Source organism: Acidovorax sp. (assembly GCF_034519795.1).
Lineage (GTDB): Bacteria > Pseudomonadota > Gammaproteobacteria > Burkholderiales > Burkholderiaceae_C > Acidovorax.
In genome coordinates this window covers 325,001-349,313 of record NZ_JAXHOB010000003.1, presented here as the reverse complement: position 1 = coordinate 349,313, position 24,313 = coordinate 325,001, and the positions used below count along the sequence as shown (strand labels likewise).

Below are 24,313 nucleotides of genomic sequence, written 5' to 3'. Positions count from 1 at the left end.
TGTTTTCTTGGCTCAGGCCGTCTTTTCTTCGGCCAGCCCCAGCTGGTCCTTCATTTCGTCGCGGATCCTGAACTTCTGGATCTTTCCCGTCACCGTCATCGGGAAGCCGGTGACGAAGCGGATGTAGCGCGGCACCTTGTAGTGGGCGATCTGGCCCTTGCAGAAGGCGCGCACGGCCTCCTCGGTCAGTTGCTGGCCGGGCTTGACCACGATCCAGGCGCACAGCTCCTCGCCGTACTTTGCGTCGGGCACCCCCACCACCTGCACGTCCTGCACCTGCGGGTGGCGGTAGAGGAACTCCTCGATCTCGCGCGGGTAGATGTTCTCGCCGCCGCGGATCACCATGTCCTTGATGCGGCCGACGATGTTCACGTAGCCCTCGGCATCCATGGTGGCCAGGTCGCCGGTGTGCATCCAGCCCTCGGCGTCGATGGCCTCGCGGGTCTTGGCCTCATCGCCCCAGTAGCCGTGCATGACCGAGTAGCCGCGCGTGCAGAACTCGCCGCGCTGGCCCACGGGCACGGTCTGGCCGGTGTCGGGGTTCACGATCTTCACCGTGAGGTGCGGCTGCACCTGGCCCACGGTGGAAACGCGCTTTTCCAGCGGCGTCTCGGTGCTGCTCTGGCAGCTCACGGGGCTGGTCTCGGTCATGCCATAGGCGATGGTGATCTCGGACAGGTGCATCTGCTCGACCACGCGCTTCATCACCTCGGTCGGGCAGGGCGAGCCGGCCATGATGCCGGTGCGCAGGGTGGACAGGTCGAACTCGGCAAAGCGCGGGTGGTCCAGTTCGGCGATGAACATGGTGGGCACGCCGTGCAGGCCGGTGCAGCGCTCGTCCTGCACCGTCTGCAGCACCGTGAGTGGATCAAAGCCGTCGTTGGGGTAGACGATGGTCGCGCCGTGCGTGATGCAGGCCAGGTTGCCCAGCACCATGCCGAAGCAGTGGTACAGCGGCACGGGGATGCACAACCGGTCTTCAGGAGTGAGGCGCATGCACTCGCCGATGAAGAAACCGTTGTTCAGGATGTTGCGGTGCGTGAGCGTGGCGCCCTTGGGGAAACCCGTGGTGCCGCTGGTGAACTGGATGTTGATGGGGTCCGTGGCCTTGAGCCCCGCCGCGACCTCGGCCAGGCGCGCATCGGCCGCATCACCGCGCGCCAGCAGGTCCGAAAAGCGCAGCAGGCCGGGCTCGTCGGCCCCCTGCCCGGCCTCGTCGATCCACACCACGGTGTTCAGGTGCGGCAGCTTCACCGCGCCCAGGCGACCCGGCTCCTGGCGCTGCCACTCGGGCGCCAGTTCGCGCAGCATGCCCAGGTAGTCGCTGGTCTTGAAGCGCGCCATGCTCACCAGCAACCGGCAGCCGACCTTGTTGAGCGCGTACTCCACCTCGGAGGTGCGGTAGGCCGGGTTGATGTTGACCAGCACCAGGCCCACCTGCGCCGTGGCCAGCTGCATCAGCACCCATTCGGCATTGTTGTGCGACCAGATGCCCACGCGGTCGCCAGGCACCAGGCCCAGGCCCAGCAGGGCGCTGGCCAGGCGGCGGGCCTCGGCCTGCAGGCTGCGGTAGGTGTAGCGCAGCTGCTGATGTACGCTGACCAGCGCCTCGCGCTCGGGCTGGCGCGCCACCATGGCATCGAAGAAATCGCCCAGCGTCTGCTCGATCAGCGGCACATCGGTGGCGCCACGGGCCAGGCTGGTGACCAGTGGGGTGGTGGCGGAAGGCATGGCTGCACCCATTGTCTTGTCTCCTTGCGTATCGCTTGCCCGCGCGGCATGGGCAATGTCACCCCAAGCATAGAAGCCCACCGCGGCCCGTGGTGGACACAAAGGTTGCAAATCGTGCCACGGCTCATGCACACTGTACCCCGTGAAATCCCCTGCCCCCGTCGCATCCAGCGGGCTCCCCGCCCCCAAGGCCGCCCCTGCGGCCACCCCGATTGCCTTCGTGCAGGCGATTGCACTCGCTTACAGGCGCCGCGGCATGAGCCCTGCCTGGGCCCTGGCCCAGGCACAGATTGCGCCCGGCCTGCTGTTCGACGACGGTGCGCGCATCACCGCCTGGCAAATGGAGGAGATCTCGGGCGCGGCCATGCGCGAGCTCGACGACGAGGCCCTGGGCTGGTTCGGCCGCCGCCTGCCCTGGGGCAGCTACGGCATGCTGGCACGCGCCTCCATCAGCGCACCCGACCTGGGCGTGGCGCTCAAGCGCTGGTGCCGCCACCATGGCCTGCTGGCCGACGACATCACCCTGTACCTCACGCAAGCCGACACCACAGCCACACTCTCCATCGCGGAGAACCGCGACCTGGGCTCCCTGCGCGAGTTCTGCCTGGTCTCGGTACTGCGCAATGCCCTGGGCCTGGGCTGCTGGATGGTGGACTCGCGCGTTCCCCTGCTGGCGGCCGAGTTCGCCTTTGCCGCGCCGCCGCATGCCGAAGCCTATGGCGTGCTGTTCCCCGGGGGATCGGTGCGCTTCAACGCCCCGCAGACCGCCATCCACTTCGACGCGCGCTACCTCAGCCTGCCCCTGCGGCGCGACGAGGCCGCGCTGCGCCAGATGCTGCAGCATGCGCTGCCGCTCACGGTGCTGCAGTACCGGCGCGACCGGCTGCTGGTGGCGCGCGTGCGCCAGTTGCTGGGCGCGCCCGTGCAGGGCCACCCGGCCCAGGCGCTGGCAGCGCACAGCGCCGAGTCGCTGGCCCACCTGCTGCACGTGTCACCGCGCACCCTGCACCGCCAGCTCAAGGAGGAAGGCGCCACCCTGCAGGGCCTCAAGGACGAAGTGCGCCAGAACCGCGCCATGGAGTTGCTGCACCGCAGCGACCGCCCCATCAAGCAGGTGGCCGAGGCGGCAGGCTTCGTCAACGAAAAGAGCTTCATCCGCGCCTTCAAGGGCTGGACCGGGCATTCGCCGGCCGAATACCGCCGCCTGGCCCGCATGGCGGCGTGATCTGCAACCGCACTGGCAGCGTGGGGAACCCCGCTGCCATGGCCGCACACTACACTGGTCCCCGATGCCGATGATCCACCTGTACCACTGCGTCAGCGCGCGCTCGTTCCGTCCCCTGTGGATGCTCGAAGAGCTGCAGCTGCCGTACTCGCTGCACATGCTGCCCTTTCCGCCCCGGCTGAAGGCGCGCAGCTTCCTGGAGCTCAACCCCCTGGGCACCGTGCCCCTGTTCGTGCAGGACACCGTGCGCATGACCGAATCGGCCGCCATCTGCCAGTACCTGGCTGCCGCCCACCCCGATGCCGGGCTGGACGTGCGTGCCGTGGACCCGGCCTACGGTGCCTACCTCAACTGGCTGCACATGGGCGAGGCGACGCTGACCTTTCCGCAGACCCTGGTGCTGCGCTATGGCCGCTTCGAACCCAAGGCCCGCCAGCAGCCCCAGGTGGTCGAGGACTACCGCCGCTGGTTCCTGGCGCGCCTGCGCGCGGTGGAAACCGCCCTCGCCCATGGCGAGCACCTGTGCGCCGGCCGCTTCACCGCGGCCGATGTCTCCGTGGGCTATGCCCTGCTGCTGGCCGAGCACCTGGGCCTGTCGCCCGAGTTCGGCGAGCGCACGCTGATGTACTGGCACCGCCTGCAGCAGCGCCCCGGCTACCAGCGCGCCATGGCCGCGCAGATCGAAGCCGCCGAGGAGCAGGATGTGCCGACCACGCCGGCACCGGATACCCGACCCTGAAATTAAACACCCCCTGAGTCGCTTCGCGCCTTCACCCCTCTCCCGACTCGCTGCGCGAGTCGGGAGGGGGACGCCCCCAGCGCGGCGGGGCGGCCCTTGCGCGGGGGCACTGGCTTGGGCCGCGCCAGCTTCATGCGTTGCGGGTGATGCGCAGCGCAATGGACAGTGCTCGCCTACCGTGGTCCTTTATATACAGGCAGCGATTTCACCAGCGCCCGGAACTCGGGCGAGTGCCGGAGCACGCTGCCACCGGCTTCGATCAGGTCCGTGACCTCGTGCTGCTCGATGGAGAAGGCCGTGGGGATCTGCAGCAAACGCGGGCGCGCCACATCGTCGGGCGAGTCGCGCAGGTTGACCGGCACCACATGGATCTCGGCGTTGGGCGCAAACACATCGCCGCCGCTGTGCGGACTGACCGCCAGCGTCTTGCGCCACTGCTCGGTGATGTCGCGCAGGTATTCCTGCGTCTCGCGCGTGGCGCGCGCGCCGGTGCCGAACAGAAGGGAATCCACCACCTGCAGCATGTCGGGCACCTTGTCACTGGTGTCGATGTTGAACGAGGGGTCGCGCTCGGCGTTCACCGTGATCAGCACCAGCTTGCGAATGCTGCCGGGCGGAATGCCCACCTCGCTGAAGCTCTCGCGCAAGCCGCCGCCGGCCAGCGCCCGGTCGAGCAGGCGCTGCACGCCGAGATTGTCAGACAACCCACCATCCACCAGGTGGATGTAGGGCTTGCGCCTGGCATCGAGGTAGCTCTGCTCGTTGACCCGGTACAGCCGCGAACGATAGTCCCCTGCATTGGCGCGCGCCAGGTGGCTCCCTGCGGGGCGGGTGGCACACTGGTCCGCATGGTTCTTCAGCGTCATCGGGCTGAGCAGCAGCGGCACGGCCGACGAGGCCGCCACGGCGAAGGACAGCGGCACCGAGCGCAGGTCCGAGCAGATCAGCGCGAACTGGTCCCAGGTGAACTCGAAGCCCGTGCCCAGCGACATGTCGGTCGCGGTGATGAACAGCTGCGGGTGGCGCGGGCGCCGCTCCACGTCGCCAAAGGTCTTGCCGGCATAGAGCTCATCGAGCCGCCGCGCCAGCAGGTGGGTGCGGCCCAGCCAGGGCGAGGTCAGGTCCACCAGGTTGCCCGGGCGCAGGGCCTGGGTGATCAGGCTGTTCTGGAAGTTCTGGCGCAGGAACTCGTGCTCGAAGCGCGGCAGCCCATCGATGCCATGCGCCGCATAGTAGGCCGCCACGATGCTGCCGCCCGAGACGCCGCTGACCACGTCGGTGGCATCGAGCAGCGTGGTGCGCCGGCCGTTCCACTCGAACACCGTGTTCTGCATCTCGGTGAGCACGCCGAAGCCGAAGGCCGCCGCGCGCGCCCCACCGCCCGAGAGGGTGACGGCCACCAGGATGGTCGGATCGCGCTGCGAAGGCCGCTGCGTGACCGATTGCTCCTCCAGGGGCATGGGCTCGTTGATCCAGGGACGCACCGTTGAGCAGGCCGACAGCACACCCATGGCGGCCAGCAGCGCGGCGCGCCGCATCCAGCGTTGTGTTCTCGCTCCCAGGCTTGCTGCGCGCATGCGTTCTCCCTTTTTCCCGGATCGTAACGGAGCTTCAGCAGCCCAGCAGGACCGGCAGCTCGGCCATGCTGCGGAACACCTGCGACGCCCCCGCCGCACGCAGTGCCTCGTCCCCAACGCCCAGGGGAGAATAAGCGAACACGGTGGCGCCCGCAGCCACGCCGGCCGTCACACCGATGGTCGTGTCTTCCACCACGGCGCAGCGCGCCGGATCGGCCTGCAAGGCGGCGGCAGCAGCCAGGTACACGTCGGGTGCCGGCTTGGTGTGGGGCACCTCGTGGCCGCTGAAGATGCGGCCCTCGAAGTACGGCATGAGCCCCACCTTGACCAGTTGCATCTCCACCTTGAAGCGGTCGGCCCCCGAGGCGCAGGCGATGCGCCCGCCGTGGTGGGCATGCACGCGCTCGATGGTCGGGTGGATGTGCGCTATGGCGACCAGGTGCTGGTCCAGCTCGGCATTGCGCCGGGCATAGAAGCTGGCCATCCACTCGTCGGTCAGCGGCTTGCCGGTCTCGGCCTCGATGCGGGCCGTGGCGCTGCGCACCGTGCGGCCGATGAAATAGTCCATGCACTCTGCGTGCGTGATGGCCCAGCCCGCCTCGTTGAGCATGGTGCGCAGCACGCCGTTGGTGATGTGCTCGCTGTCGACGAGCACGCCGTCGCAGTCGAACAGGATGGCGTCAAAGGTCATGGGTCAAGGCTCGCAAAAAAGGAGAGAGGGTGGTCATTGCTGGTCGCCATCGACATAGAACCAGCGCCCGTCCTCGCGCACGAAGCGGCTGGTCTCGTGCAGGCGCACGGCGCGGCCGCCCACACGGTAGCGCGCGACGAACTCGACCTCGGCCGTGTCCGCGCCCGTGCTGCGCTGGCTGCGCACCGAAAGGCCCAGCCAGCGGGCGCCGGGGTCGAAATCGAGCTGCGCTGGCCGGGTGCGCGCATGCCAGGTGGCCTGCAGGTAGTCGGCACGCTCCAGCACGAAGGCGCTGTAGCGCGAGCGCATGAGGCTGGGCGCGTCGGGTGCGGGCGTGGTGTCGAAATGCGCCACATAGCGGCCGCAGCAATCGGCATAGGCCAGGGGCTTCTGGCGCGCATTGACCTGGCCGCAGGGGCAGGCAGCGGTGGATTCAGGGGATGCCATGGGCTCTAGACTGCCATATCAACGATCGGTCGCGTTGCGCGAAACGGGCGCAGCGAAGGCCAGTGCCCCCGTGCAAGGACCGCCCCACCGCACCGGGGGCGTCCCCCTCCACTGCACCAGCAGGTCCTTGCCCAGGGGCACGGCGGCTTCGGCGGCGCGGTTGATGGACGTGACCAGCTCATCGATGCCCACCCAGGGGTTGCCCAGGAAGCCATCGGGCCGGCCCAGCGAGGCGACGGCTGCCTGCGCCCGGCCGGCAAGGGCCAGCAGCCAGGCGCCCAGGGCGCCCGCGCTGGCGTGGTGGTGGAATTCGCGACGCAGCATGGCGTGGTGTTTCTCTCTGGTCAGACACAAGGAACGGCAAGGACCGATTTTCGCCGACGCGCGCACGCCGTAGACTGGCACGCATGGATATCCATGTCCGAGGAGACGAGCCATGTGGGAAATGAGCGTGCCCTGGTGGGAATTTGTGCTGCGCGGGGTGTTGGTCTATGTGTTCCTGCTGGTCTTCCTGCGGCTCACGGGCAAGCGCCAGACGGGGCAGTACGCCCCGTTCGACCTGGTGCTGCTGCTGATCCTGTCCAACGCCGTGCAGAACTCGATGAACGCGGGCGACAATTCGCTGGTGGGCGGGCTGATCTCGGCCAGCACCCTCATGGGCTGCCATGTGGTGCTGGCCAACCTGACCTTCCGCTTCGCCTGGCTGGAGCGCCTGATCGATGGTACCCCCCGGGTGCTGGTGGAGCACGGCAAGGTCCACGCCGAGCTGATGCACAAGGAGCTGCTGTCCAACGACGACCTGGAGGCCGCGCTGCGCGCTGGCGGCTGCCTGCACCTGCACGAGGTGGAGCGTGCCACCATCGAGACCAATGGACAGATCACCGTGGTGCTGCGCAAGCGAGGCGGCACCGGTTGATTGACGGTGTCAGCGGAGGGTTCAGCACTGGCCGCCGGCCATCGCGGCTGCCGGCTGCCGGCTCCAGGCTGGCTGTCGTCGGGTGCGTAGCCTGCTGCACGCATATGCCAACCCTACTCCGGTAGGGTTGGCGCCGCCCCCATCTTGCGGAACACTCGGCAGAATTTGCCCTGCCTGCGGGTAACCCACCAACGAATGCCTTCCACGCCCCCCTACGCCATCATCCTGGACGACCACCCCCTGGTGGCACGCGGGGTTGCCGAGTTTCTGCGCTCGCTGCGCCCGGACATGGAGGTGCGGCTGGCGGCCGATGCCGCCGACTGCCTGCAGCAGGTGGCGGCGCACGGCGCGCCGGCGCTGGCCCTCATCGATTTCTGGCTGGTCGAAGGCGCAGCGCTCGGCCTGATCGCCCAACTGCGGGCCAGTTGCCCCGGCACGGCCATTGCAGTCATGAGCGGCGATGACGACCCGCTCCTGGGCGAGCGCGCCCGCGCGGGGGGGGCGCACGGCTTCCTGCACAAGCAGGAAAGCCCGAACACCTTTGCCCAGGCCGTGCATGCGCTGCTGGGCGGCCTGACCTGGTTCGTGCCCGCCGGGCGCGTGCAGCCCGGCGGACTGCGCAGCCGCGAACTGCCCGTGACCCCGGCCGAACTGGGCCTGTCCACGCGCCAGGGAGAAATCCTCGCCCTGGTACTGCTGGGCCAGCCCAACAAACGCATCGCGCTGGACCTGGCCCTGTCGGAAAGCACGGTCAAGGAGCATGTCACTGCCATCCTGCAGCGCCTGGGTGCACGCAACCGCATCGAGGCCATCACCCAGCTGCGCGGGCGCAGGCTGGTGCTGGCAGGGCCTGCGGGCTGATGGCATCGCCGGCGGCAACGCCCTCGGCCGAGTGGTCCGACAACGCCCCCATCAGCATGGAGGGACGGGCCCGCCTGCTGGAGATGACCTTTGGCCTCCTGCTCACCAGCATCTTCGTGCTGCCGCTGCTGGCACTGACGCTCACACTGTTCTATGCACAGGGGCATGACGCACGATGGATGTGGGTGTGGTGCGGCTTTTACGTCCTGTTCGCCGGGGTGATGTTCGTGCAGCGCCGCATCCATCTGCGCGACCGCGAGCGCCTGGATGCCGATGCCCTGGTGCGCAAGTGGAAGCCCCGGCTCGAAAACTGCGCATTGCTGCACGGCGCAGGCATCACCGCGCCCATGGCCATCGTGGCCGGCCATGCGAGCTACGACTTCGCCCTGTTGCTGCTGGTGACCAACGCCGCCATCATCGTCGGCAACGCCACACTCCAGACGCCCGTGCTCAGCGTGTTCATGCGCTTGTTCATGGCGGGCTGGAATGCCTCGCTGCCCCTGCTGATCTGGTTGTTTCCGGACCATTGGCATTTCATCCTGCCGCTGGCGCTGCTGCACAGCCTGATCATCTACCGCCACGCACACACGACGCACCGCTTTTTCGTGCAGCAGATCCGGCTGGAGGAGCGCGGCGCGCAGATGGCTGCGCGCTACCTGGCGGCGCGTGACGAGGCGCAGGCGGCCCTGGAAGAGAAGAACCGCTTCCTGAGCACCGCCGCACACGACCTGCGCCAGCCCGTGCATGCCATGGGCCTGCTGGCCGAAGCCATTGCGCGGCGCAACCGCGACCCGGGTCTGAACGCACCGCTGGCCGATCTGCAGCGCAGCGTGCACTCGGTGAACCTGATGTTCAACTCGCTGCTGGACCTTTCGCGCATCGAAGGCGGCCATGTGGCCGTGCATGCCGGGCCCGTGGCGCTGGATGCGCTCTTGGACGACGTGCTCACGCTGTTTCGCGAGGAGGCGCGCACGCGGGGTCTGCGGCTGCGCGTGCGCCCGCCGGGGCCCCACGCCGCCGTGCAGGCCGACGCGGACCTGCTGCGCCAGTCGGTCGTGAACCTGGTGCACAACGCGCTGCGTTACACCATGCGCGGCGGCGTGCTGCTCACCGCGCGCCAGCGCCACGGCGGCTGGCAGATCGAGGTCTGGGACACCGGCGTGGGCGTGGCGCTGCAGGACCAGCTGCGCATCTACTCGCCCTTCTACCGCCCGCAGAATGCCTGGACCGTGGACAACAACGGGCACGGCCTCGGCCTTGCAGTCGTCGCACGTTGCGCCAAGCTCATGGGTGCGGACTATGGGCTGACATCGCGCCTGGGCAAGGGATCGAGGTTCTGGCTGCACCTGCCCCGCGCCGCGCCGGTCGAGAGCCACGCCGCTCCTGCCCGCTACCGGGGCCTGGCGTGGGACACGGGCGAAGGCAGCGGTCGGCCCGACCTGGGTTCGCTGGCAGGCACCTGCCTCGTGATCGACGACGACCCGCAGGTGGCCGCCGCCTGGTCGGCGCTGCTGCTGGCCTGGGGCATCGACGCCCGCTTTGCCAGCTGTGCCAGCGAGGCCTGGGACCTGGTGGACGGCGGCTTTCGCCCCCGGGCCATTCTGTGCGACCAGCGCCTGCGCTCGGGCGAGAGCGGCTTCGACATCCTGCGCGCGCTGATGGCGCACTGCCCCGATGCCTACGGCGCCATGGTCAGCGGCGAACTGCATTCGCCCGAGCTGCAGGAGGCCGAAAATGAAGGCTACCTGGTGCTGCCCAAGCCGCTGGACGTGGTCCGGCTGCATGCCGTACTGACCCAGTGGCTGGAGCCCCGCTACAGTCACTGACGAAGCCCATTGCGCACGGACATGCCAGAACACCCGCTCGACGCCCCCATGCCCAGCGACGAAGGCCGCCTGCGGCTGCTGAGCGCCGCCTTCGCGCGCCTGCGCCTGAGCATGGCCGCCATGCCTGCCATGGGCTTTCTGTTCGGAGGGCTGCTGGCCTGGCTGGGCGGCAACCCCTGGGGCTTTTTCGTCGGGGGCGCGCTGTACCTGCCAGCCCTGTGGTACGCATGGCATCTGCTGCGCCGCTACCGGCGCGAGCAGCTCGAAAGTCCCCCCGCCGAGCTGCTTGCCACCTGGCAGCCCCGGGTGCAGCGGCTGGCGCTGGCCCATGGCGTGGCGCTGGCATCGGCCGTGGCATTGCCCATGGGCAGTGCCAGCTATGACTTCATGCTGCTGGTGTATGCCGCCCTGATGGGCACGGTGGCCGTCCACGCCGCCCAGATGTCTGCCTCGTGGCAGATCTACCGCGCCTTCTTCTTCGGCATGACCGGCAGCCTCGTGATGATGCCCTGGGCCTTCGAGAGCCACTGGTACTTCACCCTGCCCATCGCCATGGTGATGATGGCGGTGATCTACCGCAGTGCCATCCACTCGCACCGCTTCTTCGTGCGCCAGGTGGCGCTCGAAGAGCACAGCCGGTACCTGGCCGAACGCTACCGCCAGGCCAGTGCCGCTGCGGAGACGGCGCTGGCGGAGAAGAACCGCTTTCTGAGCACCGCCGCGCACGACCTGCGCCAGCCCGTGCATGCGATGGGCCTGCTGGCCGAGGCCATTGCCCTGCATGGCAAGGACATCCCGCGGCTCGAAGGGCTGCTCACGCAGTGGCGGCTCAGCATGCGCTCGGTGAGCCACATGTTCGATGCCCTGCTGGACCTGTCGCGCATCGAGTCGGGTGCGGTGGAGCTGCGGCCCGCGCCCGTGGCGTTGGCCGGTTTGTTCGATGACCTGCAGACCCAGTTCTCCGCAGAAGCGGGGGCCAGGCGCCTGGCCTTGCGCCTGCACCGGCCGCCCCACCAGGCCACGGTGCTGGCCGATCCGGCGCTGGTGCGCCAGTCGCTGGCCAACCTGGTGCACAACGCGCTGCGCTACACGCCGCACGGCGGGGTGCTGGTGGGCGCGCGCCGGCGCGGCAGGCACTGGCGCATCGAGGTGTGGGACACCGGGGTGGGGGTGGCCCTGGAGGAGCAGGGCCAGATCTACCAGGCCTTCTACCGCCCGCGCCATGCGTGGGAGATCCACCGCAGCGGCCATGGCCTGGGGTTGGCGGTGGTGGCGCGCTGCGTGGCGCTGATGGGTGCGCGCCAAGGCCTCCAGTCCCATCTCGGCAAGGGATCGTGCTTCTGGATCGAGCTGCCGGCCACAGACGCACCGCCGCTGGCCGAGCACTTGGCGCCAATGGGGGCGCAGGGACGCTACGGCCCGCTGCACGGGCGCTGCCTGGTGCTGGACGACGACCCGCATGTGCTGGGCGCCTGGTCGGCCCTGCTCGGCACCTGGGACGTGGAGGTGCGCCTGGCCTCCAATGCGGGCGAGGCCTTCGCCCACATCGAAGCCGGGTTCGCGCCGCAGGCCATCCTGTGCGACCAGCGGCTGCGCTCGGGCGAGAGTGGCTTCGAGGTGCTGCTGGCGCTGCTGGAGCGCTGCCCGGAGGCGCACGGCGCCATGGTCAGTGGCGAGTTTGACGCCCCGGAATTGCAGGAGGCCGATGCCCAGGGCTATCTGGTGCTGCGCAAGCCGGTGGATGCCGACACGCTGCACGCCCTGCTCGCGCAGTGGCTGCGGCAGCAAGGCAACTGATGGCGTGCGGCGCTCAGGCCAGTGCGCGCTGGATGATGATCTTCTGCACGTCGCTCGTGCCTTCGTAGATCTGGCAGACACGCACGTCGCGGTAGATGCGCTCGACCGGGAAGTCGTTCACCACACCGTAGCCGCCCAGGGTCTGGATGGCGGCGCTGCACACGCGCTCGGCCATCTCGCTGGCGAAGAGCTTGGCCATGGCCGCCTCCTTGAGGCAGGGGCGACCTGCATCGCGCAGCGCAGCGGCATGCCAGATGAGCTGGCGCGCGGCTTCGATCTGCATGGCGCATTCGGCCAGGCGAAAGCCCACGGCCTGGTGGTTGAAGATGGCGGTGCCGAAGCTCTCGCGCTCCTTGGAATAGGCCAGCGCGGCATCGAAGGCGCTGCGCGCCATGCCCACGCTTTGCGCGGCGATGCCGATGCGCCCGCCTTCGAGCGCCCCGAGGGCGATCTTGTAGCCTTCGCCCTCGGCGCCGATCAGGTTCTCGGCCGGAATGCGGCAGTTGTCGAAGTTGATCTGCGCCGTGTCGCTGCTGTGCTGGCCCAGCTTGTCTTCGAGCCGCGCCACCACGTAGCCGGGGTTGTCGGTGGGCACGAGGAAGGCGCTCATGCCCTTCTTGCCGGCGCCCTTGTCGGTCACGGCGATGACGATGGCCACGTGGCCATTCTTGCCACTGGTGATGAACTGCTTGACGCCGTTGATCACGTATTCGTCGCCCTGGCGCACAGCGGTGGTGCGCAGCGCGGAGGCGTCGGACCCCACATGCGGCTCGGTCAGGCAGAAGGCGCCGAGCATGCGGCCCTGGGCCAGGGGCGTGAGCCAGTCCTTCTTCTGCTGCGCATTGCCATAGCGCATGAGGATGGCATTGACGGGGCAGTTGGTGACGCTGATCGCCGTGCTGGTGCCGCCGTCGCCGGCGGCGATCTCTTCGAGCACCAGGGCCAGGGTCACGTAGTCGAGGTTCGCGCCACCCAGCTCTTCGGGCACGCAGATGCCGTAGGCGCCCAGCGCGGCCAGGCCCTGGTGCGCCTCCTGGGGAAAGTGGTGCTCCCTGTCCCAGCGGGCCGCATGGGGCCACAGCTGTTCTTGCGCAAAATCGCGCACGGCGTCGCGGATCATTTCCTGGTCTTGGGTCAGCAGCATGGTGTCTCCGGAATCTCGTCTTTTGAAAGGAATGGAAAAAGGGGCCGCGGGCTACCAGTGCGCCGCACGCCGGCCATCGTGGTGCAGCAGGCGGCCCTTGTCGGCCGCAGTCACGCCGGCCAGCGTCGTACGCATGCCGCGCACGCTCTCCTGCACCGTGAGCGGCGCTTCGCCACCGCCCATCTCGGTCTGCACCCAGCCAGGGTCGATGGTGAGGAGGGTGGCGCCCGGGTAGTCGTGCTGGGCCGAGGCCACGGCCATGTTGAGGGCGGCCTTGCTGGTGCGGTACAGCCAGGAGTCGCTGTCGTCCACGCTGCCGATCTGCGACATGGACGAGGACACGAAGGCAAACACGCCCTGCGCATCGGCCACCATCGGTGCCACCTGCGGGATGGCCTGCATGGCGCCCAGCACGTTGGTGTGCATGACCGCATCGAAGTCCTGCTGCGTGGGCGGCGTCAGTGCATTGGGCCGCCGGATCACGCCCGCCACGTAGAGCGCCAGGTCGATCTTCTCGCCGTCGAGCAGCCAGGCCAGGCCGCTCACGCTGGCGGGGTTGGCGACGTCCACCGTGAGCGCCTGCGCGCCCAGGGCCTGCAGGCGCTCACGCCCGGCGCCGTCGCGCGCGGTGGCGATCACGCGCTCGCCCGCTTGCGCATACTGGCGTACCAGCTCCAGGCCGATGCCGCGCGATGCGCCGATGACGAGTATGGTGGCCATCTCGGGGTGTCCTTGTGAAGTGAAGAATCGGTCAGTGGACGGCGAACTCGAAGTAGCCGGACCAGGCGGGATCGAAGGTGGTGGAGAGCTCCAGCGATGCGGCTTCGTCGCGCAGCAGCAGCGGCGCCAGGGTCTGCTTGGCCAGTTGCTCGTCGCCCACGTAGTACACGGCCTTGCGACGCCCGTTGCGGCTCATGGTGTAGGCCAGGATGCCCAGTTGCGGCAGCTCGAGCAGCGTGGCCGCCTGGTCGTGCAGGTCCTGCACGGCTTCGAGCTCGTCGCGGTCGCCCACGGCCAGGTCCAGGGTGAGGGCATAGGCCAGGTCGGCGCGCATGGCGACGGGGTTGGCGCTGCGGTTGACCATGACGATGGCCGTGTCCTGCGACTCGCCAGCCTCCTGGTCATCCGACCCCGCAAAGGCCAGGGTCAAGCCCTCCCACTCATGCTCGCCCGTGGGGAAATCACCGGTCCGCCCCAGGGTCTCGCTCCAGTAGCGATCGAACACGGGGGGCAGCAGGCTCAAGGGGGTCCACTCGGCATCCGGGTCCGCCGACTCTTCCACGAAGTCCACGGCACCGACCTTCACGGCAAAGTCGTACTCGCCCAGCACATGGTCGATCATGATGAACGCCATGTTGCGCACATGGTCCTGAAAATCCTGCGGGATCTCGCGGCCGAAGCGGATCTCCAGCGCGGCCTGGCCGTCGTCCTGGCTGCAGGCGATCAGCACCTCGGAGGTGGACAGCTCGAAGTCGTCCATGCCGATGGGAAAGTCCGGCTGCTGCGTGCGCTCGCGGAATGCCCGAGGGGCGTGGTGCTGCAGCCTGGGCGCGGCCGCCACCATCTGCACCAGCAGGGGAAAGCAATCGATGCTGCCGTGGGCGGTGACGATCAGGTCCACCACCGCATCCTGGTCGCCGCCGGACATCTCCAGCGCCAGGCCTTCCAGGTGCCGCTCCAGCAGGGCATTGCCTTCCTCCACACGTTCGCGCAGCGGCAGGGCGTGCAATGCTCCCTCGGAGCCGGCGAACTCGCGCCAGAAGGCGGTGATGGCGGCGGTGGTGGCGTCCATGGCAGCAGGCTCCGGTGCGGAGGATGGTGGTGGTGAAGGCGCTATTGTTGGCCGAACAGGGTTCAGCCGAAATCAGACCAATTCCAGCGCCATGGCCGTGGCCTCGCCGCCGCCGATGCACAGCGTGGCCAGGCCTTTGGTGAGGCCCCGGGCCTTGAGCGCATGGATCAGCGTGACCATGATGCGCGCACCGCTGGCGCCGATGGGATGGCCCAGGGCACAGGCGCCACCGTTCACGTTGACCTTGTCGTGCGGCAGGCCGAGCTCTTTCATGAGTGCCATGGGCACGACGGCGAAGGCCTCGTTGATCTCCCACAGCTGCACGTCGCCCACGGCCCAGCCGGCCTTGGCCAGCGCCTTCTGCGTGGCGCCCAGGGGCGCGGTGGCGAACCACTCGGGCTCCTGCGCATGCGTGGCGTGGCTCACGACGCGGGCGATGGGCTTGCAGCCCAGCTTCCTGGCCGTCGATTCGCGCATCATCACCAGCGCGGCGGCGCCGTCGTTGATGCTGGAGCTCGATGCGGCGGTGATGGTGCCGTCCTTCTTGAAGGCGGGTTTCAGGCCGGCGATCTTCTCGAGCTTGACCTTGCCCGGGCCTTCATCGACCGACACCACGGTCTCGCCCGCACGGGTCTTGACGGTGACGGGCACGATCTCGGCCGCAAACGCGCCCGATTCGGTGGCGGCCTTGGCGCGCTGCACGCTGGCGGTGGCGAAGGCGTCCTGCTGTTCGCGCGTGAACTGGTACTTGGCGGCGCAGTCTTCGCCAAAGGTGCCCATGGAGCGGCCGGCCTCGTAGGCGTCTTCCAGGCCGTCGAGCATCATGTGGTCGAAGATGCGGTCATGGCCCAGGCGATAGCCGCCGCGGCCCTTCTGCAGCAGGTAGGGGGCGTTGGTCATGCTCTCCATGCCGCCGGCCACCATCACGTCGTGCGTGCCGGCCAGCAGCATGTCGTGCGCCATCATCGCCGCCTTCATGCCCGAGCCGCACATCTTGGACAAGGTGACCGCGCCCGCGCCCTTGGGCAGGCCGCCCTTGAAGGCCGCCTGGCGCGCAGGCGCCTGGCCCTGGCCGGCCATCAGGCAGTTGCCGAACAGCACCTCGCCCACGGCGTCGGGCGAGACACCGGCACGCTCCATGGCGGCCTTGATCGCTGCGCCGCCCAGGTCATGGGCGGCCAGGCTGGAAAAGTCGCCCTGCAGCGAGCCCATGGGGGTGCGTGCGGCGCCGACGATGACGATGGGATCCTGGTTCATGGTGTTGTCTCCTGAAAGGTGGGGGGGTGAATCGAGAGGGTTGCGGTGGGATGCCTGGGGTGCCGGGGCAGGCCCGTCAGTCCCGCGGCGCCCCGGTGAAGCGGCGGTCGGTGTCGTAGGGGAACACGTCGTACACATGGCCCGCCTGGATGCGTTCCTTGTGCGACTGCCAGAACGCGGCGTCCAGCAGATCGGCGTGGTGCTGCATGAACACCGCGCGCACGGCGTCGTTGCCCAGCAGGAACGGGCCGAAGGTCTCGGGGAACACGTCGCGCGGGCCCACGGCATACCAGACCTCGCCGCTCATCTCTTCTTCTTCGTTGCGCGGCGTGGGCACACGGCGGAAGTTGCAGTCGGTGAGGTACTCGATCTCGTCGTAGTCGTAGAACACGACCTTGCCGTTGCGCGTGACGCCGAAGTTCTTCCACAGCATGTCGCCGGGGAAGATGTTGGCAGCCACCAGGTCCTTGATGGCGTTGCCGTACTCGATGACGCTGTGCTCCATCTGCTGGCGCGCACGGTTGTCCGAAAGGCCGGTGTCGAAGGCCTCCTGCAGGTAGATGTTGAGCGGAATCATGCGCCGCTCGATGTACAGGTGCTTGATGATGACCTCGGTCTGCCCGTCGCCATCGCGGTCGCTGATCTCCAGCTGGCTGGGCGCGAACTTCTGGATCTCGGCGATCAGCTCGTCGTCGAAGCGGTCGCGCGGAAAGGCGACCTCGCTGTATTCGAGCGTATCGGCCATGCGGCCCACGCGGTCGTGCTGCTTGACCAGCAGGTACTTGGCCTTGATCTGCTCGCGCGTGGTCTCCTTCTGGTGCGGGAAGAAGTCCTTGATGAGCTTGAACACGAACGGGAACGACGGCAGGTCGAACACCAGCATGACCATGCCCTTGATGCCGGGCGCGATGCGAAAGCGGTCGCTCGAATGCTTGAGGTGGTAGAGGAAATCGCGATAGAACAGGGTCTTGCCCTGCTTGGCCAGGCCCAGGGCGTTGTAGATTTCGGCGCGCGGCTTGCGCGGCATGAGGCTGCGCAGGAACTGCACGTAGGCGCTCGGGATCTCCATGTCCACCATGAAGTAGGCGCGCGCAAAGCTGAACAGCATCTGCAGGTCGTCCTCGCCGAACAGGGCCGCGTCGATGGTGAGCCGGCCGTCGCCGTCGTGCAGGATGGGCAGGGCGAACGGCACTTCGTTGAAGCCGTTGATGATCTTGCCCACCACGTAGGCGCCCTTGTTGCGAAAGAACAGGCTGGCCAGCACCTGGATCTGGAAATTGGCGCGCAGGCGCACCTTGTCCAGGCGGCCTTGCATGGCGCGCAGCACATGGCTGGTATCGCGCGGCAGGTCGGCGAATTCGCCCTGCAGCTGGAAGTTGTCGATGATGCGGGTGAGCGTGCCGTGCAGGCTCTCGCGGGAGGGATAGTAGGCGCGGTAGGTGGGCCGCGCGGCGGGCTCTTCGTTCTCGATGTACTCGGTGCTGACCGCGGGCCGCACGAAGATGAAGTCGTTGTGGAAGTGCGTGCGGTGCAGGATCTTGCAGGTGACCGAATTGAAGAAGGTCTCGGCCAGTTCGGGCTGGTGGTGGTTGACCAAGAGGCCGATGTAGTGCAGCTTGACCTGGTGCCAGACGTCCATGGGCTGGGTGCCGGCGTCGTATTCCTTTTCGAGCCGGCGCACGCATTCCTTGACGCGCAGGTCGTAGAACTCGATGCGCTCGCGCTGGGCGCGCTGCTGGCCGTGCCAGTCGGCGGTTTCAAAGCGGTGCTTGGCCCGCGCGGACTCGGTGCGGAACAGTCGGTAGTGGCGATTGAAGCCGTCCATCATCGCCTTGGCAATGTCGTACGCCTGGGGCGAGTCGAGTCGTTGCGGGAACATGGGTTGCCTGCCGATCCTGCAGAGGACCTGTGGACTCAGCCCCGCCGGGTGGCGGCCACGCCGGCGATGGCCGCCCTGTACAGCGAATCAAGGCCCTCGGTGCCGGAGATGGTCATGTGCAGGTCGTTGATGAGCCCGTCTTTCAGGCCGTAGCACCAGCCGTGCAGGGTGACCTTGTCGCCGCGGCCCCAGGCGTCCAGCATAACCGTGGTCTGGGCGATGTTGACCACCTGCTCGATGGCATTGAGCTCGCACAGCACGTCGTGGCGCCACTCGGGCGCGGTGGCGGCGATCAGGTCGCGGTGGCGGTCGCGCACGTCCTGCACGTGGCGGATCCAGTTGTCGGCCAGGCCCACACGCGTGCCCTCCAGCGCGGCCAGCACGCCGCCGCAGCCGTAGTGGCCCACGACCATGAGGTGCTCGATGTGCAACTGGTCCACCGCGTACTGGATGGTGGACAGGCAGTTGAGGTCGGTGGGCACGACCACGTTGGCCACGTTGCGGTGCACGAACACTTCGCCCGGCTCCAGCCCGGTGATCTGGTTGGCGGGCACACGGCTGTCGGAGCAGCCGATCCACATGTACTTGGGCTTTTGCTGTGCCAGCAGGCCGGTGAAGAAGCCGGGGCGTTCACGCTCCATCTGGGCCGCCCATGCGCGGTTGTGGACAAAAAGTTCTTCGATGGATGTGGACATGGGTCTCTGGCTCTCAAAAAAGTGGAATCGGCCCGCAGGTTCAGCAGGTCTCGGCAAACAGCTCCCGGCCGATCAGCATGCGGCGGATCTCGCTCGTGCCCGCGCCGATCTCGTACAGCTTGGCGTCACGCCACAGGCGTCCCAGGGGGTACTCGTTGATGTAGCCATTGCCGCCGAAGATCTGCACGCCCTCGCCCGCCATCCAGGTGGCCTTTTCGGCGCACCAGAGGATGACACTGGCGCAGTCCTTGCGGACCTGGCGCACATGGTCGGTCCCCAGCATGTCCAGGTTCTTGGCCACGGTGTAGGCAAACGAGCGCCCCGCCTGGAGCACGGTGTACATGTCGGCCACCTTGCCCTGGATGAGCTGGAATTCGCCGATGCTCTGGCCGAACTGCTTGCGGTCGTGAATGTAAGGGATGACGTTGTCCATCACCGATTGCATGATCCCCAGGGGGCCACCGGTCAATACCGCGCGCTCGTAGTCCAGCCCGCTCATGAGCACCTTGGCGCCCTGGTTCAGGCCGCCCAGGATCTGCGAGGCCGGCACCTCGACGTTGTTGAACACCAGCTCGCCCGTGTGGCTGCCGCGCATGCCCAGCTTGTCGAGCTTTTGCGCCACGCTGAAGCCGGGCAGGCCCTTTTCGATCAGGAAGGCCGTGACGCCGCGCGCGCCCAGCTCGGGCTCGGTCTTGGCATAGACCACCAGGGTGTCGGCGTCGGGGCCGTTGGTGATCCACATCTTGCTGCCGTTGAGCAGGTAGTAGCCGCCCTTGTCCTCGGCCTTGAGCTTCATGCTGATCACGTCGGAGCCGGCGCCCGGCTCGCTCATGGCCAGCGCTCCCACATGCTCGCCGCTGATCAGCTTGGGCAGGTACTTGGCCTTTTGCGCTTCGCTGCCGTTGCGGTTGATCTGGTTCACGCACAGGTTGCTGTGCGCGCCGTAGGACAGGCCCACGGAGGCGCTGGCGCGCGAGATCTCCTCCATGGCCACCATGTGCGCCAGGTAGCCCATGGCGGCGCCACCGTACTGTTCGGGCACGGTGATGCCCAGCACCCCGAGCTCGCCCATCTTGCGCCACAGATCCATGGGGAACTGGTCGTTGTGGTCGATCTCTGCCGCACGGGGGGCGATCTCGGCCTGCGCGAAATCGCGCACGGCGTCGCGCAGGGCGTCGATGTCTTCGCCCAGCTGGAAGTTCAGGCCTGGCAGGTTGGCGGGGATGCTCATGGTTTGTCTCCTGGTAGGAAGTAAATGGTGAGGATTGGAGGTGCAGCGATGTCAGTTGTCCATGGCACGACGCACAGCCCACATCGCATGAAACTGGCGCGCGCCAAGCCAGTGACCCCGTGCAAGGGCCGCCCCGCCGCACTGGGGGCGTCCCCCTCCCGACCCGCGCAGCGGGTAGAGAGAGGGGGATGGCGCGAAGCGACTCAGGGGGCGTTTCATTTCATCTCGCGGCCGGTCACGGCCATCAATGTGCAACCCATGGTGGCTACCAGCTTGTCGCCCTGGGCGCCCAGGGCATAGGCGCGCCCCTCGGTCACGGTGATGGTGCGGCCGGGCTTGAGCACCCGGCCTTCCATGCGAAAGCGCTCGCCCTGGGCAGGGGCCAGCAGGTTGATCTTGAATTCGATGGTGAGCACGGCGGCATCGTCGCCCATCAGCGTGAAACCGGCGTAGCCGCAGGCCGAATCCAGCGCCGTGGCGACCATGCCGGCATGCAGGAAGCCGTGCTGCTGGGTGAGGGCTGCAGCCCAGTCCAGTTCGATGTCCACCGCGCCGGGCTCGATGCGGGCCAGGCGGGCGCCCAGCGTCTGCATGGCCCCTTGCAGGGCAAAGCTGTCTCTCACGCGGTCCGCATAGTGCGGGGTTCTCACCTCGAAAGCAGGGCTGGTCACGGCAGGTTCCTGGGTTGCAGACGAATTGACGTTTACGTAAACGTCAATTATGGATCATTTTTGCGATTTCACCTTGTTCAGGAGTGCGCGGGCCTCCTGTTCATGCTCTTCGACCTCCTCCAGGTTGGCCTGCAGGTCGGCCAGTTGCTCCTCCAGTTGCTTGCGGTGCACCCCGAGCACCTCCAGGAATTTGCGCAACTGGGCACCCGTGTCGCGCGGGCTGTCGTACAGGTCGATGATCTCCTTGGCCTCGGTCAGCGACAGGCCCAGGCGCTTGGCGCGCAGGGTCAGGCGCAGCCGCGTGCGGTCGCGCGCGCTGTAGATGCGGTTGCGCCCGGCCGGGCCGGTGCGCTCGGGCTGCAGCAGCCCCATGTCTTCGTAGAAGCGCATGGCACGCGTCGTGAGGTCGAACTCTTTGGCGAGGTCACTGATGGTGTAGGAGGTGGCCATGGGGCAATCGGGGGATGCAGGTTTCGCACTGGCGACAGTCGCTTTGCGAACCGTCCCTACAATGCAGTGAATCTGACGTTTACGTTAACGTCAATGCTAACCCAAGCAGGCACTGCATGAACCCCCTCGAACACCAAATCACCTACCCCATGGGCGACACCCTTCCAGCGCCCGGGGTGGCGATGGATGTGGCGCCCGGGGTGCGCTGGATCCGCATGGGACTGCCGTTTGCGCTGGACCACATCAACCTGTGGCTGCTGCGCGACCGCCAGAGGGTGAGCAACGCCCTGGTGGACGGCTGGACGGTGGTGGACTGCTGCATCGACAACCCGCTCACGCGCGCGCAGTGGGAGGAGGTTTTCGCCTCCAGCCTCGATGGCCTGCCCGTGCTGCGCGTGATCGTGACGCACATGCACCCCGACCACATCGGCCTGGCGCACTGGCTGTGCGCGCGCTGGGATGCGCGCCTGTGGATCAGTGCCACCGACTACTATGCCGCGCGCACCGCCATCGGCAGCCGCGACGGATTCAGTGGCGAGGCCGGAACCGATTTCTACCTCTCCCACGGCGCACGCGACGAGGAGTTCTTGAGCCATGTGCACGGCCGCGGCTCCTACTACCACTCGCTGGTGCCAGACCTGCCCACCACCTACCGGCGCATGATGGATGGCGATGCCATCGAGATCGGCGGGCGCACCTGGAATTGCATCGGTGGCTATGGCCATGCGCCCGAGCACATCGCGCTGCACTGCCCGGAACTGTCGGTGCTGGTCAGCGGCGACATGGTGCTGCCGCGCATTTCCACCAATGTGAGCGTGCACGCGGCCGAGCCCGAAGCCGATCCGCTGCGGCTTTTCCTCACCTCGATCACGCGCTATCTGGAGCTGCCGGCCGGTACGCTGACCCTGCCCTCCCACGGCAAGCCCTTCACGGGCCTGCATGTGCGCATCGCGCAACTGCAGAAGCACCACCGGGAACGCCTGCAGGAGATCATCGACGCCAGCCGCGCAGCGCCACTGTCGGCCACCGATGTATTGCCCGTGATGTTCAAGCGCCCCCTGGACGCGCACCAGATGACCTTCGCCCTCGGCGAGGCGTTGGCCCACCTGCATCTGCTGTGGTTCGATGGGCGGCTGGACCGGTGGCTGGACAGCGAAGGCGTGTACCGCTTCGCGCCTGTGCAGGCACCGGCCGCTGTGCCCCTTCAAGCCACGGCAAGCCTCGTCGATTGAGGCACCCCGGCTCCAGGCCGGATCTGCACCGATCAGCAGACAACTGCGGCATTCATAGCCGTATTTACCGCCAATCACCTCGATAGGAGCAGACGCCCCCGGTTCAGGCGTCCTGCTGCCGCTGCTGCTCTTCGACCTGAATGCGCAGGCGATCTTCCTGGGCCCGCAGTTCGGGCGTGAACTCCGCGCCGAAGTCCTCGGCCTCGAAGACCTGCCGGATCTCGACCTCCGATTCGCCGAGCATGGGATTGGGGCAGCGCTTGAGCCAGGCGATGGCCTCCTGCAGCGACGCGCACTTCCAGATCCAGAAGCCGGTAATCAGCTCCTTGGTCTCGGTAAAGGGCCCGTCGATCACTTCGCGGCCCGTGCCCGAGAAGCGCACGCGGGCGCCCCTGGAACTCGGGTGCAGGCCCTCGCCCGCCTGCATCACGCCGGCCTTGACCAGTTCCTCGTTGAACTGGCCCATCTCGGCCAGCAATTGCGCGCTGGGCATCACGCCGGCTTCGCTGTTGGCATCGGCCTTGATCAGCACCATGAATCGCATTGCCATCTCCTTGGGGTGTTGTGGAAGGGTCAGAGCTGCAGGCCCTGTCCATACGACGAGCCAGGGGCTTTGATTTCGACAAGGAATTGCAAAGATGATGCGGCCATGGGCATGGCGTGTCCAGGCGGCTGCGGAAGCCTCTGGCGGGCCTGGCTGCACTTTTGGCGACCCCAAACGCAAAACCCCCCAGTCCTTTGGGGACTGAGGGGGATTGGGGCTGTAAGAGCCTGACGATGACCTACTTTCACACGGGAACCCGCACTATCATCGGCGCAAAGTCGTTTCACTGTCCTGTTCGGGATGGGAAGGAGTGGTACCAACTTGCTATGGTCATCAGGCATAACTGGGTGTTGTCTTGGTGTTTAGGTCAAGACAACGAATTCATAGAGTATGGAATCAGATTAGATTTTTGTATTTTTGACTGCGTCAACTTGGCATAACAATCATTGAAGCACATTACGCGCTATCAAAGTTATAGGGTCAAGCCGCACGAGCAATTAGTATCAGTTAGCTTAACGCATTACTGCGCTTCCACACCTGACCTATCAACGTCCTGGTCTTGAACGACTCTTCAGGGGGCTCAAGGCCCCGGCAGATCTCATCTTGAAACGAGTTTCCCGCTTAGATGCTTTCAGCGGTTATCTCTTCCACACTTAGCTACTCGGCAATGCCACTGGCGTGACAACCGATACACCAGAGGTGTGTCCACTCCGGTCCTCTCGTACTAGGAGCAGGCTTCCTCAAATCTGCAGCGCCCACGGAAGATAGGGACCAAACTGTCTCACGACGTTTTAAACCCAGCTCACGTACCTCTTTAAATGGCGAACAGCCATACCCTTGGGACCGGCTACAGCCCCAGGATGAGATGAGCCGACATCGAGGTGCCAAACACCGCCGTCGATATGAACTCTTGGGCGGTATCAGCCTGTTATCCCCAGAGTACCTTTTATCCGTTGAGCGATGGCCCTTCCATACAGAACCACCGGATCACTATGTCCTGCTTTCGCATCTGCTCGACTTGTCAGTCTCGCAGTTAAGCACGCTTATGCCATTGCACTATCGTCACGATGTCCGACCGTAACTAGCGTACCTTCGAACTCCTCCGTTACGCTTTGGGAGGAGACCGCCCCAGTCAAACTGCCTACCATGCACTGTCCCCGATCCAGATAATGGACCTAGGTTAGAACCTCAAACACACCAGGGTGGTATTTCAACGTTGGCTCCATGACATCTAGCGACATCACTTCAAAGCCTCCCACCTATCCTACACAGATCTGTTCAAAGTCCAATACAAAGCTACAGTAAAGGTTCATGGGGTCTTTCCGTCTTTCCGCGGGGAGATTGCATCATCACAAACATTTCAACTTCGCTGAGTCTCAGGAGGAGACAGTGTGGCCATCGTTACGCCATTCGTGCAGGTCGGAACTTACCCGACAAGGAATTTCGCTACCTTAGGACCGTTATAGTTACGGCCGCCGTTTACTGGGACTTCAATCAAGAGCTTGCACCCCATCATTTAATCTTCCAGCACCGGGCAGGCGTCACACCCTATACGTCCACTTTCGTGTTTGCAGAGTGCTGTGTTTTTATTAAACAGTCGCAGCCACC

At 66.7% G+C, this 24,313-nt stretch carries 21 protein-coding genes, 2 rRNA genes and 1 pseudogene (1 of these 24 only partly in view); 7 read left to right on the top strand and 17 right to left on the bottom strand.

The genetic code is table 11. From position 1 onward, the window contains the following. Positions 1-12: 12 nt before the first annotated feature. Positions 13-1,731 carry an AMP-binding protein gene (locus U5N23_RS03605; protein WP_322591471.1) on the bottom strand — a complete coding sequence of 573 codons (1,719 nt, stop codon included), beginning with the start codon at positions 1,729-1,731 and terminating at the stop codon, positions 13-15. A 142-nt stretch (positions 1,732-1,873) separates the two neighbouring features. Between U5N23_RS03605 and U5N23_RS03600 the strand changes: the two genes are divergently transcribed. Both U5N23_RS03600 and U5N23_RS03595 read left to right on the top strand, forming a co-directional pair. After that, complete coding sequence (locus tag U5N23_RS03600; RefSeq protein ID WP_322591470.1) at positions 1,874-2,956, top strand: AraC family transcriptional regulator; 1,083 nt, start codon at positions 1,874-1,876, stop codon at positions 2,954-2,956. 70 nt (positions 2,957-3,026) lie between these two features. After that, positions 3,027-3,695 carry a glutathione S-transferase family protein gene (locus U5N23_RS03595; RefSeq protein ID WP_322591506.1) on the top strand — a complete coding sequence of 223 codons (669 nt, stop codon included), beginning with the start codon at positions 3,027-3,029 and terminating at the stop codon, positions 3,693-3,695. A 173-nt stretch (positions 3,696-3,868) separates the two neighbouring features. Here U5N23_RS03595 and U5N23_RS03590 read toward each other — a convergent pair whose 3' ends face one another. From U5N23_RS03590 to U5N23_RS03575, 4 genes and pseudogenes are all read right to left on the bottom strand, one after another. Beyond that, positions 3,869-5,272, bottom strand: a complete 1,404-nt coding sequence (locus U5N23_RS03590; protein ID WP_322591469.1) for a patatin-like phospholipase family protein — start codon at positions 5,270-5,272, stop codon at positions 3,869-3,871. A gap of 34 nt (positions 5,273-5,306) precedes the next feature. Next, the gene (locus U5N23_RS03585) at positions 5,307-5,963 is read right to left on the bottom strand and encodes an HAD family phosphatase (protein ID WP_322591468.1); all 657 of its coding nucleotides are present in this window, start codon (positions 5,961-5,963) and stop codon (positions 5,307-5,309) included. Between the two features lie 33 nt (positions 5,964-5,996). Next, positions 5,997-6,410 carry a YchJ family protein gene (locus U5N23_RS03580; protein WP_322591467.1) on the bottom strand — a complete coding sequence of 138 codons (414 nt, stop codon included), beginning with the start codon at positions 6,408-6,410 and terminating at the stop codon, positions 5,997-5,999. A 114-nt stretch (positions 6,411-6,524) separates the two neighbouring features. Next, positions 6,525-6,734: pseudogene (locus U5N23_RS03575) on the bottom strand (DUF4197 domain-containing protein); the annotation flags it as partial. A 112-nt stretch (positions 6,735-6,846) separates the two neighbouring features. Between U5N23_RS03575 and U5N23_RS03570 the strand changes: the two are divergent. The 4 genes from U5N23_RS03570 (at position 6,847) to U5N23_RS03555 (ending at position 11,810) form a co-directional block, all read left to right on the top strand. Next, positions 6,847-7,326 (top strand): DUF421 domain-containing protein, encoded by a 480-nt coding sequence (locus U5N23_RS03570; RefSeq protein WP_322591466.1) that lies wholly within the window; start codon positions 6,847-6,849, stop codon positions 7,324-7,326. Between the two features lie 195 nt (positions 7,327-7,521). Further along, on the top strand, positions 7,522-8,187 hold the full coding sequence (locus U5N23_RS03565) for a response regulator transcription factor (RefSeq protein WP_322591465.1): 666 nt from the start codon (positions 7,522-7,524) through the stop codon (positions 8,185-8,187). Next, on the top strand, positions 8,187-10,013 hold the full coding sequence (locus U5N23_RS03560; protein ID WP_322591464.1) for a hybrid sensor histidine kinase/response regulator: 1,827 nt from the start codon (positions 8,187-8,189) through the stop codon (positions 10,011-10,013). Before U5N23_RS03565 ends, U5N23_RS03560 begins: the two co-directional genes overlap by 1 nt. A 21-nt stretch (positions 10,014-10,034) precedes the next feature. After that, on the top strand, positions 10,035-11,810 hold the full coding sequence (locus U5N23_RS03555; RefSeq protein ID WP_322591463.1) for an ATP-binding protein: 1,776 nt from the start codon (positions 10,035-10,037) through the stop codon (positions 11,808-11,810). Between the two features lie 13 nt (positions 11,811-11,823). Here U5N23_RS03555 and U5N23_RS03550 read toward each other — a convergent pair whose 3' ends face one another. The 9 genes from U5N23_RS03550 to U5N23_RS03510 form a co-directional block, all read right to left on the bottom strand. Beyond that, positions 11,824-12,954: an acyl-CoA dehydrogenase family protein gene (locus U5N23_RS03550; protein ID WP_322591462.1), complete on the bottom strand. Its 1,131-nt coding sequence runs from the start codon at positions 12,952-12,954 to the stop codon at positions 11,824-11,826. Between the two features lie 51 nt (positions 12,955-13,005). Continuing rightward, on the bottom strand, positions 13,006-13,674 hold the full coding sequence (locus U5N23_RS03545; RefSeq protein ID WP_322591461.1) for an SDR family oxidoreductase: 669 nt from the start codon (positions 13,672-13,674) through the stop codon (positions 13,006-13,008). A 31-nt stretch (positions 13,675-13,705) separates the two neighbouring features. Next, on the bottom strand, positions 13,706-14,746 hold the full coding sequence (locus tag U5N23_RS03540; protein WP_322591460.1) for a DUF695 domain-containing protein: 1,041 nt from the start codon (positions 14,744-14,746) through the stop codon (positions 13,706-13,708). Positions 14,747-14,818: 72 nt separating this feature from the next. Continuing rightward, positions 14,819-16,003, bottom strand: coding sequence for an acetyl-CoA C-acyltransferase (locus U5N23_RS03535; RefSeq protein WP_322591459.1), 1,185 nt, complete (start codon positions 16,001-16,003; stop codon positions 14,819-14,821). A 76-nt stretch (positions 16,004-16,079) separates the two neighbouring features. Next, positions 16,080-17,882 (bottom strand): bifunctional isocitrate dehydrogenase kinase/phosphatase, encoded by a 1,803-nt coding sequence (aceK, locus tag U5N23_RS03530; RefSeq protein ID WP_322591458.1) that lies wholly within the window; start codon positions 17,880-17,882, stop codon positions 16,080-16,082. A gap of 35 nt (positions 17,883-17,917) precedes the next feature. Beyond that, positions 17,918-18,577 carry a carbonate dehydratase gene (can, locus tag U5N23_RS03525; protein WP_322591457.1) on the bottom strand — a complete coding sequence of 220 codons (660 nt, stop codon included), beginning with the start codon at positions 18,575-18,577 and terminating at the stop codon, positions 17,918-17,920. A 40-nt stretch (positions 18,578-18,617) separates the two neighbouring features. After that, positions 18,618-19,808, bottom strand: coding sequence for an isovaleryl-CoA dehydrogenase (locus U5N23_RS03520; protein ID WP_322591456.1), 1,191 nt, complete (start codon positions 19,806-19,808; stop codon positions 18,618-18,620). Positions 19,809-20,023: 215 nt separating this feature from the next. After that, a complete protein-coding gene (locus tag U5N23_RS03515) occupies positions 20,024-20,479 on the bottom strand; it encodes a PaaI family thioesterase (RefSeq protein WP_322591455.1) in 456 nt (151 codons plus the stop codon). A 54-nt stretch (positions 20,480-20,533) separates the two neighbouring features. Then, the gene (locus U5N23_RS03510; protein WP_322591454.1) at positions 20,534-20,929 is read right to left on the bottom strand and encodes a MerR family DNA-binding transcriptional regulator; all 396 of its coding nucleotides are present in this window, start codon (positions 20,927-20,929) and stop codon (positions 20,534-20,536) included. Between the two features lie 116 nt (positions 20,930-21,045). On the opposite strand from U5N23_RS03510, the gene U5N23_RS03505 reads away from it, so the two are divergent. Continuing rightward, a complete protein-coding gene (locus U5N23_RS03505; protein WP_322591453.1) occupies positions 21,046-22,161 on the top strand; it encodes an MBL fold metallo-hydrolase in 1,116 nt (371 codons plus the stop codon). A gap of 103 nt (positions 22,162-22,264) precedes the next feature. On the opposite strand, the gene U5N23_RS03500 is transcribed toward U5N23_RS03505, so the two are convergent. The 3 genes from U5N23_RS03500 to U5N23_RS03490 all read right to left on the bottom strand — a co-directional run. Next, positions 22,265-22,705, bottom strand: a complete 441-nt coding sequence (locus U5N23_RS03500; RefSeq protein WP_322591452.1) for a YciI family protein — start codon at positions 22,703-22,705, stop codon at positions 22,265-22,267. A gap of 225 nt (positions 22,706-22,930) precedes the next feature. Continuing rightward, a 5S ribosomal RNA gene (rrf, locus tag U5N23_RS03495) occupies positions 22,931-23,043 on the bottom strand. Between the two features lie 138 nt (positions 23,044-23,181). After that, positions 23,182-24,313: ribosomal RNA gene (locus U5N23_RS03490) — 23S ribosomal RNA — on the bottom strand (it continues 1,747 nt past the right edge of the window).

Coding starts and splice junctions, on each gene's coding strand:
- U5N23_RS03605 (WP_322591471.1), bottom strand. CDS start 1,731: ATGCCTTCCGCCACCACCCCACTGGTCACCAGCCTGGCCCGTGGCGCC.
- U5N23_RS03540 (WP_322591460.1), bottom strand. CDS start 14,746: ATGGACGCCACCACCGCCGCCATCACCGCCTTCTGGCGCGAGTTCGCC.
- U5N23_RS03505 (WP_322591453.1), top strand. CDS start 21,046: ATGAACCCCCTCGAACACCAAATCACCTACCCCATGGGCGACACCCTT.
- can (WP_322591457.1), bottom strand. CDS start 18,577: ATGTCCACATCCATCGAAGAACTTTTTGTCCACAACCGCGCATGGGCG.
- U5N23_RS03535 (WP_322591459.1), bottom strand. CDS start 16,003: ATGAACCAGGATCCCATCGTCATCGTCGGCGCCGCACGCACCCCCATG.
- aceK (WP_322591458.1), bottom strand. CDS start 17,882: ATGTTCCCGCAACGACTCGACTCGCCCCAGGCGTACGACATTGCCAAG.
- U5N23_RS03565 (WP_322591465.1), top strand. CDS start 7,522: ATGCCTTCCACGCCCCCCTACGCCATCATCCTGGACGACCACCCCCTG.
- U5N23_RS03580 (WP_322591467.1), bottom strand. CDS start 6,410: ATGGCATCCCCTGAATCCACCGCTGCCTGCCCCTGCGGCCAGGTCAAT.
- U5N23_RS03595 (WP_322591506.1), top strand. CDS start 3,027: ATGATCCACCTGTACCACTGCGTCAGCGCGCGCTCGTTCCGTCCCCTG.
- U5N23_RS03510 (WP_322591454.1), bottom strand. CDS start 20,929: ATGGCCACCTCCTACACCATCAGTGACCTCGCCAAAGAGTTCGACCTC.
- U5N23_RS03570 (WP_322591466.1), top strand. CDS start 6,847: ATGTGGGAAATGAGCGTGCCCTGGTGGGAATTTGTGCTGCGCGGGGTG.
- U5N23_RS03550 (WP_322591462.1), bottom strand. CDS start 12,954: ATGCTGCTGACCCAAGACCAGGAAATGATCCGCGACGCCGTGCGCGAT.
- U5N23_RS03545 (WP_322591461.1), bottom strand. CDS start 13,674: ATGGCCACCATACTCGTCATCGGCGCATCGCGCGGCATCGGCCTGGAG.
- U5N23_RS03585 (WP_322591468.1), bottom strand. CDS start 5,963: ATGACCTTTGACGCCATCCTGTTCGACTGCGACGGCGTGCTCGTCGAC.
- U5N23_RS03500 (WP_322591452.1), bottom strand. CDS start 22,705: ATGCGATTCATGGTGCTGATCAAGGCCGATGCCAACAGCGAAGCCGGC.
- U5N23_RS03560 (WP_322591464.1), top strand. CDS start 8,187: ATGGCATCGCCGGCGGCAACGCCCTCGGCCGAGTGGTCCGACAACGCC.
- U5N23_RS03555 (WP_322591463.1), top strand. CDS start 10,035: ATGCCAGAACACCCGCTCGACGCCCCCATGCCCAGCGACGAAGGCCGC.
- U5N23_RS03590 (WP_322591469.1), bottom strand. CDS start 5,272: ATGCGCGCAGCAAGCCTGGGAGCGAGAACACAACGCTGGATGCGGCGC.
- U5N23_RS03520 (WP_322591456.1), bottom strand. CDS start 19,808: ATGAGCATCCCCGCCAACCTGCCAGGCCTGAACTTCCAGCTGGGCGAA.